The organism is Enterobacter sp. MGH 37 (genome assembly GCF_000534515.1).
Taxonomy (GTDB): domain Bacteria; phylum Pseudomonadota; class Gammaproteobacteria; order Enterobacterales; family Enterobacteriaceae; genus Enterobacter; species Enterobacter kobei.
Genome location: NZ_KI973206.1, coordinates 1,089,894 through 1,105,832 on the forward strand (window position 1 = coordinate 1,089,894; position 15,939 = coordinate 1,105,832).

General features: G+C 57.0%; 13 protein-coding genes. 8 read left to right on the forward strand and 5 right to left on the reverse strand.

The genetic code is table 11. The features are described 5' to 3' along the window. Window positions 1-37: 37 nt before the first annotated feature. The 3 genes from L383_RS06060 to L383_RS06050 all read left to right on the forward strand — a co-directional run bounded on the left by L383_RS06060 (window position 38) and on the right by L383_RS06050 (window position 2,706). On the forward strand, window positions 38-799 hold the full coding sequence (locus tag L383_RS06060) for an AraC family transcriptional regulator (RefSeq protein WP_023331593.1): 762 nt from the start codon (window positions 38-40) through the stop codon (window positions 797-799). A gap of 128 nt (window positions 800-927) precedes the next feature. After that, window positions 928-1,590, forward strand: coding sequence for a fructose-6-phosphate aldolase (fsa, locus tag L383_RS06055; RefSeq protein WP_023331594.1), 663 nt, complete (start codon window positions 928-930; stop codon window positions 1,588-1,590). Window positions 1,591-1,602: 12 nt separating this feature from the next. Then, the gene (locus L383_RS06050; RefSeq protein WP_014885694.1) at window positions 1,603-2,706 is read left to right on the forward strand and encodes a bifunctional L-1,2-propanediol dehydrogenase/glycerol dehydrogenase; all 1,104 of its coding nucleotides are present in this window, start codon (window positions 1,603-1,605) and stop codon (window positions 2,704-2,706) included. A gap of 92 nt (window positions 2,707-2,798) precedes the next feature. Here L383_RS06050 and katG read toward each other — a convergent pair whose 3' ends face one another. The 4 genes from katG to metB form a co-directional block, all read right to left on the reverse strand. Further along, a complete protein-coding gene (gene katG / locus L383_RS06045) occupies window positions 2,799-4,979 on the reverse strand; it encodes a catalase/peroxidase HPI (protein WP_023331595.1) in 2,181 nt (726 codons plus the stop codon). Between the two features lie 148 nt (window positions 4,980-5,127). Beyond that, window positions 5,128-6,015, reverse strand: a complete 888-nt coding sequence (gene metF / locus L383_RS06040; RefSeq protein WP_023331596.1) for a methylenetetrahydrofolate reductase — start codon at window positions 6,013-6,015, stop codon at window positions 5,128-5,130. Between the two features lie 225 nt (window positions 6,016-6,240). Beyond that, window positions 6,241-8,673: a bifunctional aspartate kinase/homoserine dehydrogenase II gene (locus tag L383_RS06035; protein WP_023331597.1), complete on the reverse strand. Its 2,433-nt coding sequence runs from the start codon at window positions 8,671-8,673 to the stop codon at window positions 6,241-6,243. A 2-nt stretch (window positions 8,674-8,675) separates the two neighbouring features. Continuing rightward, window positions 8,676-9,836 (reverse strand): cystathionine gamma-synthase, encoded by a 1,161-nt coding sequence (gene metB, locus L383_RS06030; protein ID WP_023331598.1) that lies wholly within the window; start codon window positions 9,834-9,836, stop codon window positions 8,676-8,678. A gap of 275 nt (window positions 9,837-10,111) precedes the next feature. Between metB and metJ the strand changes: the two genes are divergently transcribed. Continuing rightward, on the forward strand, window positions 10,112-10,429 hold the full coding sequence (gene metJ, locus L383_RS06025; RefSeq protein WP_006179183.1) for a met regulon transcriptional regulator MetJ: 318 nt from the start codon (window positions 10,112-10,114) through the stop codon (window positions 10,427-10,429). Between the two features lie 48 nt (window positions 10,430-10,477). On the opposite strand, the gene rpmE is transcribed toward metJ, so the two are convergent. Then, window positions 10,478-10,690, reverse strand: a complete 213-nt coding sequence (rpmE, locus tag L383_RS06020; RefSeq protein WP_003862040.1) for a 50S ribosomal protein L31 — start codon at window positions 10,688-10,690, stop codon at window positions 10,478-10,480. Between the two features lie 200 nt (window positions 10,691-10,890). On the opposite strand from rpmE, the gene priA reads away from it, so the two are divergent. From priA to hslV, 4 genes are all read left to right on the forward strand, one after another. Continuing rightward, entirely contained in the window at window positions 10,891-13,086 is a 2,196-nt protein-coding gene (gene priA / locus L383_RS06015) for a primosomal protein N' (RefSeq protein ID WP_023331599.1), read from the forward strand. A 119-nt stretch (window positions 13,087-13,205) separates the two neighbouring features. After that, window positions 13,206-14,231: a DNA-binding transcriptional regulator CytR gene (gene cytR / locus L383_RS06010; protein ID WP_014885699.1), complete on the forward strand. Its 1,026-nt coding sequence runs from the start codon at window positions 13,206-13,208 to the stop codon at window positions 14,229-14,231. 93 nt (window positions 14,232-14,324) lie between these two features. Beyond that, window positions 14,325-15,308, forward strand: coding sequence for a cell division protein FtsN (ftsN, locus tag L383_RS06005; RefSeq protein ID WP_032629608.1), 984 nt, complete (start codon window positions 14,325-14,327; stop codon window positions 15,306-15,308). Window positions 15,309-15,402: 94 nt separating this feature from the next. Beyond that, window positions 15,403-15,933: an ATP-dependent protease subunit HslV gene (gene hslV, locus L383_RS06000; protein ID WP_008501802.1), complete on the forward strand. Its 531-nt coding sequence runs from the start codon at window positions 15,403-15,405 to the stop codon at window positions 15,931-15,933. Window positions 15,934-15,939 lie beyond the last annotated feature (6 nt).

Below are 15,939 nucleotides of genomic sequence, written 5' to 3' on the forward strand. Positions count from 1 at the left end.
GCTTGCGCCCACCCGGCAATACCCCGGTATCCAAAACATGTTCCACGATATTACGCACATCCTCACGGCTCTGATTAAAGGCGCATTCCCCCTGGATCAAGTGCACTTTGTCGCGCCTGCCGAGAATAACCGCACATCACCTTGTCTCTCAGTTATCCTGGAAACCCGCTGCGAAGCCTTCTTTTCCGCCTCCGGGAACGTCCTGCTGCATTCTTCAAACTCGCTCAGAATAAGCTTCGGCAAACAGCAGCTGACGCTTCAGCTCTACCGGGGTAACGCTCTTATACAACAGCAGCAGATTGCCAGAAGAGGACCCCGGACGGGCGCGTTTCTCCTGCAAACGCTCAATGAGCTGCAGATGCAGCCAACTGAGCAGGACACGGCCAGGCTGGTGATATTAAGTCTGCTCAGCCACTGCCGCGATCTGCTTGGCAGTGATATCCACACTGATAGCCGCAGCCGCGCATTATTCGAAGCCGTTCGTCGCTTTATTGACGAAAACCATGCCTCGGCGCTGACCCGGGATTCCGTTGCCGGGGCATTTTATATTTCCCCTAACTATCTCTCTCACCTTTTTCAGAAGACCGGGAACGTCGGGTTCAATGAATACCTGACGCAGACCCGTCTGGAACACGCCCGCCAGCTGCTGAAAGGCTATGACCTCAAAATTAAAGATATCGCCGCACGCTGCGGATTTACCGACAGCAATTACTTTTGCCGTCTCTTTCGTAAGCACACCGAGCGCTCCCCTTCCGAATATCGTCGTCAGTATCACAGCCAGCTGATCGCCAAAAAATAGCATTGTGATCGTTCTCTCACTTCACTAAGGACATTACATTTGTCCAGTATTTGGCAAAATTGACCTGTATCCGCCGTACTCTGCCGCGCCTTATCCTTTATTCAACCTTTCTGACTTAAGGAAAAATAATGGAACTGTACCTGGACACCGCCAACGTGGCGGAAGTTGAGCGTCTGGCGCGGGTATTCCCGATCGCGGGTGTGACCACTAACCCGAGCATTATTGCCGCCAGCCGGGAGTCCATCTGGAGCGTGCTGCCGCGCCTGCAAAAAGCCATCGGTCCCCGGGGCACTCTGTTTGCCCAGACCATGAGCCGTGACGCCGGGGGAATGGTGGCGGAAGCCAAACGTCTCAGTAATGCCCTGCCGGATATCGTGGTGAAAATTCCGGTAACGGCAGAAGGACTTGTAGCGATTAAGGCATTGAAAAACGAGGGGATCACTACACTCGGGACGGCCGTATACAGCGCCGCACAGGGTCTGCTGGCTGCACTGGCGGGCGCGTCGTATGTCGCACCGTATGTGAACCGCGTCGACGCCCAGGGCAGTGATGGTATCCGCATGGTCCAGGAGCTGCAGTCTCTTCTGGAAATGCATGCCCCTGAGAGCAAGGTGCTGGCCGCCAGCTTCAAAACGCCACGTCAGGCGCTGGACTGCCTGCTGGCCGGATGCGAGGCAATCACGCTTCCTTTAGATGTAGCGCAACAAATGCTCGGCACGCCGGCGGTAGAGTCAGCCATAGAGAAGTTCGAGCAGGACTGGAAAAACGCGTTTGGTAACCTCAACCTATAAGGGAGAAATGTTATGGACCGTATCATTCAATCGCCCGGAAAATATATCCAGGGCGCTGATGTGCTTACCCGTCTCGGCGACTACCTGAAACCGCTGGCAACGCGTTGGCTGGTTGTCGGCGATAAATTTGTGCTGGGTTTTGCTGAAGAAACCTTGCGCCAAAGCTTTAAAAACGCAGAGCTGCATGCAGAAATCGCACCGTTTGGTGGCGAATGTTCACAAAATGAAATCGATCGTCTGAAAAAACTGGCCGATAGCGCCGACTGTCTGGCCGTGCTGGGTATCGGCGGCGGGAAGACGCTGGACACCGCCAAAGCGCTGGCACACTTTATGGACGTGCCGGTTGCGATTGCCCCGACCATTGCCTCCACCGATGCACCGTGCAGCGCACTTTCCGTAATCTATACCGACAGCGGCGAGTTCGATCGCTACCTGATGCTGCCGCACAACCCGAACATGGTGATTGTGGATACCAAAGTCGTCGCGGGTGCGCCGGCTCGTCTGCTTGCCGCGGGGATTGGCGATGCGCTGGCGACCTGGTTTGAAGCGCGCGCCTGCTCGCGTAGCGGTGCCACGACGATGGCGGGCGGTAAATGCACGCAGGCGGCACTCGCGCTGGCGGAGCTGTGCTACAACACGCTGCTTGAAGAGGGTGAGAAAGCCATGCTGGCGGCGGAACAGCATGTCGTAACGCCTGCGCTGGAACGCATTATCGAAGCCAACACCTATCTCAGCGGCGTAGGTTTTGAAAGCGGTGGACTGGCTGCGGCACATGCGATTCATAACGGTATGACGGCGGTGCCGGATGCGCATCACTTCTATCACGGTGAAAAAGTAGCGTTTGGTACGCTGACGCAGCTGGTGCTCGAAAATGCGCCGGTAGAAGAAATAGAGACCGTCGCGGCGCTTTGCCACAGCGTGGGACTGCCGATCACGCTGGCGCAGCTGAATATTAAAGAGGATATTCCGGCCAAAATGCGGCTGATCGCAGAAGCGTCCTGTGCAGAAGGGGAAACTATTCACAACATGCCGGGCGGAGTAACGCCAGATCAGGTGTATGCGGCGCTGCTGGTGGCTGACCAGTATGGACAGCGGTTCCTGCAGGAGTGGGAGTAATAAAAAAAGCCGGGTGGCGCTACGCTTACCCGGCCTACGAATGACATGCTTTTGCAAGCCGGGTAAGGCGTAGCCGCCACCCGGCACACTGGTTACTTCACGTCAAACCGATCCAAATCCATCACTCTCGCCCAGGCGGCAACAAAATCACGCACAAACTTCTCGTGTGCATCGCTGCTGGCGTAGACTTCAGCCAGCGCGCGCAGGACGGCGTTTGAACCAAACACCAGGTCCGCGCGGGTCGCGGTGTATTTCACTTCGCCACTGGCGCGATCGCTACCGGCAAACAGCTCGTTTGAGTCGTCGGTCGCCTTCCACTGGGTATTCATATCCAGCAGGTTCACGAAGAAGTCATTGCTCAGCACGCCCTCACGGTCGGTGAACACGCCATTCTTGCTGCCATCGAAGTTTGCCCCGAGTACGCGCAGACCGCCGACCAAAACCGTCAGTTCGGGTGCGGTCAGCGTCAGCTGCTGCGCTTTGTCGATCAGCAGTGATTCGGTGGTTGACGTATCCACCTGCGCACGGTAGTTGCGGAAGCCATCGGCAATCGGCTCGAGCAGGTTAAACATCTCGATATCCGTCTGGTCCTGGCGCGCATCCACGCGGCCCGGCGTAAACGGTACGGTAACGTAAACGCCTGCCGCTTTCGCCGCCTGCTCAACGCCTACCACGCCCGCCAGCACGATGATATCGGCCAGGGAGGCTTTATTGGTGGTGCGCTGGATGGCTTCCAGAGCCGGTAATGCACGTACGGCAGCGGCGTTCACATCCCAGTCGCGCTGAGGCGCCAGCGCCAGACGCGCACCGTTGGCGCCGCCACGCTTGTCGCCACCGCGGAAGGTCGACGCAGACGCCCAGGCAACGGAAACCAGCTCACTCACGGAGAGACCCGAGGCAATGATTTCCGCTTTCAGGCTTTCAATGTCTTCTTTCGAAGGATTGAACACCGGCTGAGGCAGCGGATCCTGCCAGATCAGATCTTCTTTCGGCACTTCCGGACCAATGTACCGCGCTTTTGGGCCCATATCGCGGTGAGTCAGTTTGAACCACGCGCGCGCAAAGGCTTCGTTGAAAGCCTGCGGATCGTTCAGGAAGCGGCGAGAAATTTTCTCGAATTCCGGATCAAAACGGAGCGTCAGGTCGGTGACCAGCATCGTTGGTTTGCGTTTTTTCGACGGGTCGAACGGGTCCGGCATAATTTCTGGCGCATCCACGGCCTCAAACTGAATGGCACCTGCCGGGCTACGGGTCTGGACCCACTCATATTTGAACAGGTTCTCGAAGAAGTAGTTGCTCCACTGTGTCGGAGTTTGTGACCAGATAACTTCCAGACCGGACGTAATGGCATCTGCACCAACGCCTGTACCGTGCGTACTCGCCCAGCCCAGGCCCTGCGCTTCAATCGGTGAGGCTTCAGGGTCGGTGCCCACATGTGTGGCTTCACCTGCGCCATGGGTTTTACCGAGCGTATGACCACCGGCGATCAGCGCCACGGTCTCTTCGTCGTTCATGCCCATATTGCCAAAGGTCGCGCGGATGGCTGCCGCCGCGGACAGTGGTTCACCGCTGGCGTTTGGCCCTTCCGGGTTAACGTAGATCAGGCCCATTTCGGTTGCGGCCAGAGGACGCTTCGCCAGCGCTTCCGGGTCACGGTGGGTCAGCCAGGCTTTTTCATCGCCCCAGTTCACGTCCAGATCCGGTTCCCAGACGTCTTCACGACCGGCACCGAAACCAAAGGTGCGGAAACCGGAGTTTTCCAGCGCCACGTTCCCCGCCAGGATGAACAGGTCAGCCCAGGAAATTTTTTGCCCGTATTTTTGCTTGATGGGCCACAGCAGACGACGCGCTTTATCCAGACTGACGTTATCGGGCCAGGAGTTCAGCGGTGCAAAACGCTGTTGACCGCGTCCTGCCCCGCCGCGTCCATCAACGGAGCGATAAGTACCCGCGCCGTGCCACGCCATGCGAATAAACAGGCCAGCATAGCTGCCCCAGTCAGCAGGCCACCACGGCTGAGAGTCGGTTAAAAGCGCTTTTAGATCGCCTTTGAGGGCAGAGTAGTCGAGTTTGCTAAATTCTTTGCGGTAGTCGAAGTCTTCACCCAGCGGGTTAGAACGGTTGGAATGTTGGTTAAGAAGGTCAATGCGGAGTTGCTTTGGCCACCAGTCACGGCTGCTTGTACCTGCTCCCGCGCTGTGATCGGCGCCGCCGTGATGGAACGGGCATTTGCCGGCTGATGCTGCGTTATTGGTCTCGTCTGACGTGCTCATCGCTATGCTCCCTTGTACAGTGTTACCGTTACGATATACACCACTAGCAATAAGATATAGTTGAAATAATCCACAGATTCGATAGTTAATACCTTTTAACTATCTGTTTGATTAAAAAGCCCTCATTTTATAAGGGCTTTCTATTTTTTTATGCCGGACGAACGCCCAGGGTGTGACAGATGGCATAGCTCATTTCCGCGCGGTTGAGCGTGTAGAAGTGGAAATCCTTCACCCCTTCGCGGCTTAAGATCTTCACCATGTCCATCGCGATGTTAGCGCCCACCAGCTTGCGGGTCTCCGGGTCATCGTCCAGCCCTTCATACATTTTGGACATCCACAGCGGAATGCGCACGTTGGTCATATCAGCAAATTTCTTCGCCTGTTTGAAGTTAGAGACCGGCAGGATCCCCGGGATAATTTCAACGTCGATGCCCGCGGACACACAGCGGTCACGGAAACGCAGGTAGCTCTCCACATCAAAGAAGAACTGCGTAATCGCGCGATTGGCACCCGCATCCACTTTACGCTTCAGGTTGAGCAGGTCCGCCTGGGCGCTTTTCGCTTCCGGATGAACTTCAGGATACGCGGCGACGGAGATATCAAAGTCGGCCACGTCTTTCAGCAGCGCGACCAGGTCGGCGGCATACATTTCCGGCTTACCGCTTCCCGGTGGCAGATCGCCGCGCAGGGCGACAATATGACGGATACCGTTGTTCCAGTAGTCCTGGGCAATGGCACGTAACTCGTCACGGGTGGCGTCGATACAGGTGAGGTGCGGCGCAGCTTCCAGACCGGTACGGTCTTTAATGCCTTTGATGATGCTGTGCGTGCGGTCGCGCTCGCCGGAGTTCGCACCGTAGGTCACGGAGACAAACTTTGGCTTCAGGCTGCTCAGGCGATCGATAGAGCTCCACAGGGTTTGCTCCATTTCACTGGTGCGCGGCGGGAAAAATTCAAAAGAGACGTTAATCTGGCCGTTTACTTCGGCCAGGCTCTGATTCAGTGCTTCCCGCTGGTTGGCGTGAAAAAAGCTCATACCTTACCTCTATCTGTCGCGTGTCATTGTTTGTTGTATTGTGAACTTCTATACGTTTAGACGTCCAGATGTAAAAATGACGGAAAAGCGGAGGGACGTCAACATAAATAATCAACAATAACGGTGAGGTTTGCTCAGGGAAGATGAAGGAAATTCATGATGGGGTGAGCGCGGTCCGATGCCCTCACCCTGGCCCTCTCCCACAGGGAGAGGGAAATGTAGACGTTACAGCAGCTTAGCCAGACGGTTGATGTCGGACTGGATCGCTCCGGCGGTGACATCGCGCCCCGCGCCCGGGCCACGGATCACCAGCGGGTTATCGCGGTACCAGCGGCTTTCGATCGCGAAGACATTATCGCACGGCAGCAGCGCCGCCAGCGGATGGTCAGGTCGCACCGCCTCGACGCCGACACGGGCTTTACCATTGGCCTCAAAACGCGCCACATAGCGCAGCACCAGTCCCATCTCGTTCGCCGCTTCCAGACGCTGCACCATCTGCTCGTTAAGCTCTTCACCATTTTCAAAGAAATGGTCCACAGACCCTTCTTCACAGCCAGCAGGCACCAGGGACTCGACGCGGACGGCATCCGGCTCGATGTCGTAACCCGCTTCGCGCGCCAGAATCACCAGCTTACGCATCACGTCTTTACCGGAGAGGTCAACACGCGGGTCAGGCTCGGTTAAGCCCTGCTGCCACGCCTGATCCACCAGGTCGGTAAACGGTACGGTGCCGTCAAACTGCAGGAACAGCCAGGAGAGCGTGCCGGAGAAGATCCCGCTCAGCGCCAGAATGCTGTCGCCGCTTTCAATCAGGTCACGCACGGTGTGGTTAACCGGCAGGCCCGCGCCAACGGTGGCGTTATACAGCCAGTGGCGGCCTGTTTTTTCAAACGCGTCGTGGATCTGACGATATTTATCCGTGCTGCTGGCCCCCGCCAGCTTGTTGGCGCTAATGACGTGGAAACCGTGGCTGGCGAAATCCAGATACTGATCCGCAAGCTGTTCGCTGGCGGTGACGTCCAGCACCACCAGATCGTCATACGGGTGCGCGCGCATCCACAGGAACAGCGACTCTTCATCCTGCTCGACGGCCTCATCGTTAAAGAAGGCCAGCGCCCGGCTGGCGTCCAGCCCTTCGTAATTCAGCAGGCTGCGGCGGCTGTCCACCACGCCTGCGAGAATGAATTCAAACCCGGTACGTGCTGAAAGCGTCACCTGCTCACGGGCGAACAGCTCCAGCCAGCGGGAACCGATGTTGCCTTTACCAAACAGCACCAGGCCGATGCGTTTTTCCGCGCGGAACAGGGAGGTGTGCAGACCCTGAATCAGGCTTTCGGTTGGCCCTTTACGCAGCACGGCGACCAGGCTGATGCCCTCTTCTGACTGCCAGGTAAATTCAACCGGCTGGCCTTTCAGCTGCTGCCAGAAGCGGTGGCAATGCAGCGGGTTACGGGTGACGCCCGCCCCCACCATCGCCACCAGCGCCAGCCCCTGACGCAGGCGAAGCTCGCCCGGCAGGCCCGCTTCATCCAGAATCTTCAGGGCACTGTCCGCCACTTCAGCGGTATAGCAGAACTGCAGCAGCTGGCGGTCGTTATGCACGCCAACGGCCAGCGGACGCACCTGGGCACGCTTTAACACCAGGTCGATATCTTTATGCGCCAGCTTGAAATCCTGGCCCGCGGGCACCTGGAACTCAATCAGACAGATGTCGTCGTGGCTGGTGACAATACGCGCGCCCGTACCGGACGCCAGCACGCGCTCGATACGCGTAGAGCCTTGATCCGGGGTATAGCTACAGCGCAGCTGCAGGTCGATATCGCTGCCGGACACCGGCTGCAACGTGCGGGCGTGCAGCACGGGCGCGGCCAGGCGAGCGAGCTCGCTGGCTTCGTCCAGACGCAGCAATGGCAGCAGACAGGCATCTTTCACCTTGCGTGGGTCCGCGCTGTAAACGCCGGCCACGTCGCTCCAGATGGTCACGCGGGACACGCCCGCCAGCGCACCGATTTGCGTTGCCGAATAGTCAGAACCGTTACGGCCCAGCAGCACGGTTTCGCCCGCATTGCTGCGGCTGATAAAGCCGGTGACAACAATACGTTTGCCGGGATGCTGCACCAGGAGCTGTTGCAGCAGCAGATAGGATAACCCTTCATCCACCTGGGGCTGTGCGGCGCGTTCGGCGCGGAGGAAATCACGGGCGTCGAGCCAGGCGGCATCCACACCCAGATGTTGCAGCACGGCAGCCATCAGACGTGCAGACCACACTTCACCGTGGCCCACCACTTCGGCATACACCGCGTCGGTGATCCCGCTGTCCAGCAGGGCCGCCAGACGTTCAAGATCGTGCGTAAAAGCGCTGATCAGCCCGTCGGCAACGTCCGCTGGCAGCAGGCCAGCAATCAGTTCGCTCTGATAGCGGCGTAAGGACTGTTGCACCTGATGCGCAGAAAGGCGATCGGTCTGGCTCAGTTTCAGCCAGCTAATCAACTGGTTGGTGGTGCTGCCCGCCGCGGAGACAACCATCATGTCACCCGGCTGTGAATACTCCGTCATGATCCCTGCAACGCGCAGATAACATTTCACATCAGCAAGACTACTACCACCAAACTTGTGCAGCTGACGACCCTTCGCCCCTGCCTGCGCTATCACACTCATGATTACCCCTTGGCTGCGACCCGGAAGCCATTTTCCAGATCGGCAATTAAATCTTCAGAATCTTCAATACCGGTCGAGATACGCAGCAGCGTCTCGGAAATCCCGGCGGCGGCACGTGCTTCCGGTGCCATACCGGCGTGCGTCATGGTTGCGGCGTGGGAGATCAAGCTTTCAACCCCACCTAATGATTCCGCCAGCGTAAACAATGACAGCCCGCTCAGGAAGCGACGCAGCGTTTGCTCGTCGCCGTCCAGTTCAAAACTTAACATCGCGCCAAACCCTTTCTGCTGGCGCGCGGCAATCTCGTGCCCCTGGTTTTCCGGCAGCGACGGGTGATAAAGCTTCTTCACCAGCGGCTGGGTTTTCAGGAAATCGACAATGGCCTGGGCATTGCGCTGCGCCACTTCCATACGCGGAGAAAGCGTACGGATGCCGCGCAACAGCAGGTAGCTGTCGAACGCCCCGGCGGTGACGCCAATGTTATTGGCCCACCATGCCAGTTCCGTGACAACGTCGGGATCTTTTGCAATCACCACGCCCGCTACCACATCAGAGTGGCCGTTCAGATATTTAGTGCATGAATGCAATACCAGATCAGCACCCAGTGCGAGTGGGTTCTGAAGGGCCGGACTGAGGAACGTATTATCCACTACACTTATCGCTCCCGCATCCCTTGCGAGCTGACAAATTTTCGCAATATCGACAACGCGCAACAATGGGTTGCTTGGACTTTCCACCAGAACGAGCTTTGGTTTCTCTGCCAGCGCCAGTTTCAGCGCCTGTTCGTCGTTTTGATCGACAAACAGCACGCGATAGCAGCCGCGTTTTGCGAGGCTGTCAAACAGACGATAGCTACCGCCATAGCAGTCGTGCGGGGCCACCAGCAGGTCGCCCGGCTTCAGAAATACCGTCGTCACCAGGTGAATCGCAGACATCCCGGTGTTGGTCAATACGGCCCCTGCGCCCCCTTCCAGCTCGGCCAGCGCACGCTGGGTCACATCACGCGTAGGGTTGCCACGACGCGAGTAGTCGTGCGCGCGGGGTTCATTAAATCCGGTGAAATTGTAGGTACTGGAAAGATGAATCGGCGGGACAACGCAGCCGTACTGCTCGTCATCATTTAATCCGCTACGCACTGCAATAGTGGCCTGTTTACGCGTCATGGTGAGGGCTTCCTGGCGAATGAGGTGAAAAGTCAGGCACCAGAGTAAACATTCAAATTATGGACGTCAATACATCTGGACATCTAAACTTCTTTGCGTATAGATTGAGCAATGCGCAAATAGCCGTTAAAATTATATGCTTTAGTGCACGCTGCAGCGGCAATATCCGTGCCACGGTATCGTCTCTACGGTAAACTACGCAAGATTACGGTTCAAAACGGGCAGTGACCGGTTTGCACCTTTAGATTAATGACTGAGAGGATTAAAGGTATCTCATGGCTGAATGGAGCGGCGAATATATCAGCCCATACGCTGAGCACGGTAAGAAGAGTGAGCAAGTAAAGAAAATTACGGTTTCCATTCCTCTGAAGGTGTTGAAGATCCTCACCGATGAACGTACGCGTCGTCAGGTGAACAACCTGCGTCACGCGACCAATAGCGAACTGCTGTGCGAAGCGTTCCTGCATGCGTTTACCGGTCAACCGTTGCCGAACGATGACGATCTGCGCAAAGAGCGTAGCGACGAAATCCCGGAAGAGGCGAAGGTGATCATGCGTGAACTGGGTATTGACCCGGATACGTGGGAATACTGAGAAGCGGATACAAAAAAGGCACCTTGCGGTGCCTTTTTTTCGGGAAACTTATTTAGCGCCCGGGATGCTGAAACGCTTGTTGAAGCGGTCAACACGGCCACCGGTTGCAACATCACGCTGCTTACCAGTGTAGAACGGGTGGCATTTGCCGCACACGTCCAGGTTCAGATCGTGACCCACGGTGGAGCGGATCTGGATAGAGTTACCGCAAGAACAGTTTGCAGTAATCATTTCGTATTTCGGGTGAATATCTTTTTTCATGGGAGAACCTCAGTTAAGGCCGCGTCGCTCTTCCAGCCCTAACGCCAGACACCACGCGATGTTGAATGTAAGTTCTTTGGCGTAAAGTACACCAAAGGCGGCGAATCATACAGAATTTGACCAACGTATGCAAACTGATCCGCACGCCGCTTTCACTAATGTGTATACTAACGCGCCACTTTTCAAGTCAGGAAGATTCGATGCCCGTCGCTCACGTTGCCCTGCCCGTTCCGCTTCCCCGCACCTTTGACTACCTGCTGCCCGACAGCATGAGCGCCAAAGCGGGCTGTCGCGTGACCGTGCCGTTTGGCAAACAACAGCGTGTGGGGATCGTTGTTTCCGTCAGCGATAAAAGCGAACTCCCCCTTAATGAGCTGAAATCGGTCATTGAGGTACTGGACAGCGAACCGGTTTACTCCACCAGCACCTGGCGACTGCTACTGTGGGCGGCTGATTACTACCATCATCCGATTGGGGATGTCCTGTTCCACGCCCTGCCTATCCTGCTGCGCCAGGGTAAGAGCGCCAGCCATGCGCCGATGTGGTACTGGTTTGCCACCGAGCAAGGGCAGGCCGTAGACATTAATAGCCTCAAACGATCGCAGAAACAGCAGCAGGCGCTGGCCGCTCTGCGCCAGGGTAACATCTGGCGGCATCAAGTCGACGAACTTGAGGTGAGCGAAGCCGCTTTACAGGCCCTGAGAAAGAAAGGTCTGAGCGAGCTGGCAAGCCAGGCCCCAGCCCTTCACGACTGGCGCGACGGCTTCTCCGTTTCAGGGGATCGTCTGCGCCTGAATACCGAGCAGGCCACCGCGGTCGGCGCCATTCACAGCGCCTCGGACCATTTTTCTGCCTGGCTGCTGGCGGGCGTCACCGGTTCCGGTAAGACCGAAGTGTATCTGAGCGTGCTGGAAAACGTGCTCGCGCAGGGCAAACAGGCGCTGGTCATGGTGCCGGAAATTGGCTTAACCCCTCAAACCATCGCTCGATTCCGCGAGCGCTTTAACGCGCCGGTTGAGGTCCTGCACTCCGGTCTGAACGACAGCGAACGCCTCAGCGCCTGGCTGAAAGCGAAAAATGGCGAAGCGGCGATTGTGATCGGCACCCGCTCGTCGCTGTTTACGCCGTTTAAAAATCTTGGCGTGATCGTGATCGACGAAGAGCACGACAGCTCCTATAAGCAACAGGAAGGCTGGCGCTACCATGCCCGCGATCTGGCAGTTTATCGCGCCCACAGCGAGCAAATTCCGATCATTCTCGGCTCCGCCACACCTGCGCTCGAAACCCTGCACAACGTGCGCCAGCGCAAATATCATATGCTGCGTCTGACGCGCCGTGCCGGGAATGCCCGTCCGGCCATTCAGCACGTGCTCGATCTAAAAGGTCAGCAGGTTCAGGCCGGGCTAGCACCCGCATTGATTACCCGCATGCGTCAGCATTTGCAGGCGGGCAACCAGGTGATTCTGTTCCTCAACCGCCGCGGATTTGCACCCGCCCTGCTGTGCCACGACTGCGGCTGGATTGCGGAATGCCCACGCTGTGACCACTACTACACCTTCCATCAGGCACAGCGCCACCTGCGTTGTCACCACTGCGACAGCCAGCGTCCGGTGCCGCGCCAGTGTCCATCGTGCGGGTCAACGCATATCGTGCCGGTCGGACTAGGAACGGAACAGCTTGAGCAGGCGCTGGCGCCCTTCTTCCCTGACGTTCCAATCTCTCGTATCGACAGAGACACCACCAGCCGCAAGGGCGCGCTGGAACAGCAGCTCGCGGAAGTACATCGCGGCGGAGCGCGCATTCTGATTGGTACCCAAATGCTGGCAAAAGGGCACCACTTCCCGGACGTCACGCTGGTCGCCCTGCTGGACGTGGACGGCGCGCTGTTCTCTGCGGATTTCCGCGCGGCCGAGCGTTTTGCCCAGCTTTATACCCAGGTGGCCGGACGGGCAGGGCGCGCAGGCAAACAGGGCGAAGTGGTTCTGCAGACGCACCACCCTGAGCACCCGCTGCTGCAAACCCTGCTGCACAAAGGCTATGACGCTTTTGCCGAGCAGGCGCTGGCCGAACGACAGACCATGCAGCTGCCACCGTGGACCAGCCACGTCATCATCCGCGCGGAAGATCATAACAACCAGCAGGCACCGCTTTTCCTGCAGCAGCTGAGAAATCTCCTGCAGGCCAGCCCCCTGGTGGATAATCAGCTGTGGATCCTGGGTCCGGTACCGGCGCTGGCACCGAAACGCGGCGGACGTTTCCGCTGGCAAATTTTGCTCCAGCATCCTTCGCGGATCCGTTTACAGCACATTGTTAGCGGCACGCTGGCGCTAATCAACACCCTGCCTGAAGCACGTAAAGTGAAGTGGGTGCTGGACGTCGATCCCATCGAAGGCTGAAGACGGATCGAAAAATTTAACGCTCCTCACACTTTTTATGAAAATTCTGTAACCGATTCCATTAACTATCTGTAAAAATGGTGATGTCAGAAGTTCGGTGTTCAGGCGAGGAGAAGACGTTGAAGTCCAGGAAAGAGGTTGCCACGGCGACCATGAAAGACGTTGCCGAGAAAGCACAAGTCTCAACGGCAACCGTGTCCCGCGCATTAATGAACCCGGATAAAGTCTCCCAGGCGACCCGCAACCGGGTAGAGCAGGCTGCGCTTGAAGTGGGTTATTTCCCACAGGCGATGGGGCGCAACGTCAAACGCAATGAATCACGCACAATCCTTGTGATTGTGCCGGACATCTGCGATCCCTTCTTCAGTGAGATTATCCGCGGTATCGAAGTGACGGCGGCGGAACAAGGCTACCTCGTTCTGATTGGCGACTGCGCCCATCAGAACCAGCAGGAAAAAACCTTTATCGACCTCATTATTACCAAGCAGATCGACGGCATGCTGCTGCTTGGCTCGCGCCTGCCGTTTGACGCCAGCATCGAAGAACAACGCAATTTACCGCCGATGGTCATGGCCAATGAGTTTGCCCCTGAACTGGAGCTACCGACGGTCCATATCGATAACCTCACCGCCGCATTCAACGCGGTGAACTATCTTCAGGAGCTGGGGCATAAGCGCATTGGCTGTATTGCCGGGCCAGAAGAAATGCCGCTGTGCCACTACCGCCTGCAGGGCTACGTTCAGGCACTGCGCCGTACTGGCGTTACCGTCGATCCGCACTACATTGCCCGCGGTGATTTTACCTTCGCAGCCGGTGGCCAGGCGCTGGAGAAGCTTCTGGACCTGCCTGAACCGCCAACCGCCGTATTTTGTCACAGCGACGTGATGGCGCTGGGCGCGTTATCGTACGCCAAACGCCGCGGCCTGCGCATACCGAAAGATTTATCCATCATCGGATTCGATAATATTTCGCTTTCAGAATTTTGCGATCCGCCGCTCTCAACGGTCGCGCAACCGCGCTATCAAATCGGTCGCGAAGCGATGCTGCTTCTGCTGGATCAGCTTCACGGTCAAACAGTTAGCAGCGGCTCGCGGTTGCTGGACTGCGAACTGATAGTCCGGGGCTCTACCCAGGCATTGACTTAACGTAAACGTCTTTAGGACACCCTTATCTGGTCAAAGCCCCGCCGCTTAAGTAACATGGCGGGCTGACGAACGAATAAATACAGCGAAACGATAGTGGCACAACGAGATTATGTACGTCGCGGCCAGCCGGCACCTTCGCGACGCAAAAAGAGTAGCTCAAGGAAAAAGCAACGTAGCCTGCCTGCTGTCTCGCCAGCAATGGTCGCTATTGCTGCGGCTGTTGTCGTCGCCTTTATTGGTGGTCTGTACTTCATCACGCACCATAAAAAGGAAGAGTCCGAGGCGCTTCAGGCCAGTAAAGTGGCCGGTAATGGCCTTCCTCCGAAACCTGAAGAGCGCTGGCGCTATATCAAAGAGCTGGAAAGCCGCCAGCCTGGCGTGCGTGCGCCTACCGAGCCCTCTGCCGGTGGTGAAGTGAAGAATGCCGATCAGCTGACGGACGAGCAGCGCCAGTTGCTGGCACAAATGCAGGCCGATATGCGCCAGCAGCCGACGCAGCTGAACGAAGTGCCATGGAATGAACAAACGCCAGCGCAGCGTCAGCAAACGTTGCAGTTGCAGCGTCAGCGCCAGGCTCAAATTCAGCAGCAACAGCAGCAGTGGACGCAAACTCAGCCGGTACAGCAGCCGAAGGCACAGCCTTACCAGCAACCGCAGCAGCAGACGCGTACGGTACAATCTCAGCCTGTTCAACAGCCAAAAGCACAGCCGCAAAAACAGGCGGCTCAACCGTATCAGGATCTGCTCCAGACGCCAGCGCATACCACTGCACAGCAGCCGAAAACGCAGCAGGCTGCGCCGGTGACCAAAGAGACCGAAGCGCCGAAGCAGACGGCGGAGAAAAAAGACGAACGTCGCTGGATGGTACAGTGCGGTTCGTTTAAAGGTGCAGAGCAGGCCGAAACCGTGCGTGCTCAGCTGGCATTTGAAGGGTTTGATTCACGCATTACCACCAATAACGGCTGGAACCGCGTGGTGATTGGCCCGGTCAAAGGCAAAGAAAACGCCGATGGCACCCTTTCTCGTTTGAAAGTGGCCGGCCACACAAACTGCATTCGACTCGCCTCCGGGGGTTGAAACCCCCAAAATCTCCCCCATCTATCATTTAATTCAGCCCTGAGCACAGGCTCAGGGCTTCTGTTTCCCGAATTTGTAACCAGGGGGTCTGCTCGTGACAACAATAGTAAGTGTACGCCGTAACGGCCATGTGGTAATCGCCGGTGATGGCCAGGCCACGCTGGGTAATACCGTCATGAAAGGCAACGTGAAGAAAGTCCGTCGTCTCTATAACGACAAAGTGATCGCCGGTTTTGCAGGCGGTACAGCTGATGCCTTCACGCTGTTTGAACTGTTTGAACGCAAGCTTGAAATGCACCAGGGTCATCTGGTGAAAGCGGCCGTTGAGCTGGCAAAAGACTGGCGTACCGACCGTATGCTACGCAAGCTCGAAGCGCTGCTGGCGGTAGCCGATGAAACCGCTTCGCTGATCATCACCGGTAACGGTGACGTTATTCAGCCGGAGAATGACCTGATTGCCATCGGCTCTGGCGGCCCTTATGCCCAGGCTGCAGCCCGCGCGCTGTTGGAAAATACCGACATGAACGCACGTGATATCGCGGTGAAGGCGTTGGATATTGCAGGTGATATCTGCATCTATACCAACCATAACCACACCATCGAAGAATTGACCTCCAAAGCGTAAGGATCT

Excerpts from the sequence above, each read along its gene's own strand:
- priA (WP_023331599.1), top strand. The coding sequence starts at position 10,891 with ATGCCCGTCGCTCACGTTGCCCTGCCCGTTCCGCTTCCCCGCACCTTT.
- L383_RS06035 (WP_023331597.1), bottom strand. The coding sequence starts at position 8,673 with ATGAGTGTGATAGCGCAGGCAGGGGCGAAGGGTCGTCAGCTGCACAAG.
- katG (WP_023331595.1), bottom strand. The coding sequence starts at position 4,979 with ATGAGCACGTCAGACGAGACCAATAACGCAGCATCAGCCGGCAAATGC.
- metJ (WP_006179183.1), top strand. The coding sequence starts at position 10,112 with ATGGCTGAATGGAGCGGCGAATATATCAGCCCATACGCTGAGCACGGT.
- fsa (WP_023331594.1), top strand. The coding sequence starts at position 928 with ATGGAACTGTACCTGGACACCGCCAACGTGGCGGAAGTTGAGCGTCTG.
- metB (WP_023331598.1), bottom strand. The coding sequence starts at position 9,836 with ATGACGCGTAAACAGGCCACTATTGCAGTGCGTAGCGGATTAAATGAT.
- L383_RS06050 (WP_014885694.1), top strand. The coding sequence starts at position 1,603 with ATGGACCGTATCATTCAATCGCCCGGAAAATATATCCAGGGCGCTGAT.
- L383_RS06060 (WP_023331593.1), top strand. The coding sequence starts at position 38 with ATGTTCCACGATATTACGCACATCCTCACGGCTCTGATTAAAGGCGCA.
- metF (WP_023331596.1), bottom strand. The coding sequence starts at position 6,015 with ATGAGCTTTTTTCACGCCAACCAGCGGGAAGCACTGAATCAGAGCCTG.
- rpmE (WP_003862040.1), bottom strand. The coding sequence starts at position 10,690 with ATGAAAAAAGATATTCACCCGAAATACGAAATGATTACTGCAAACTGT.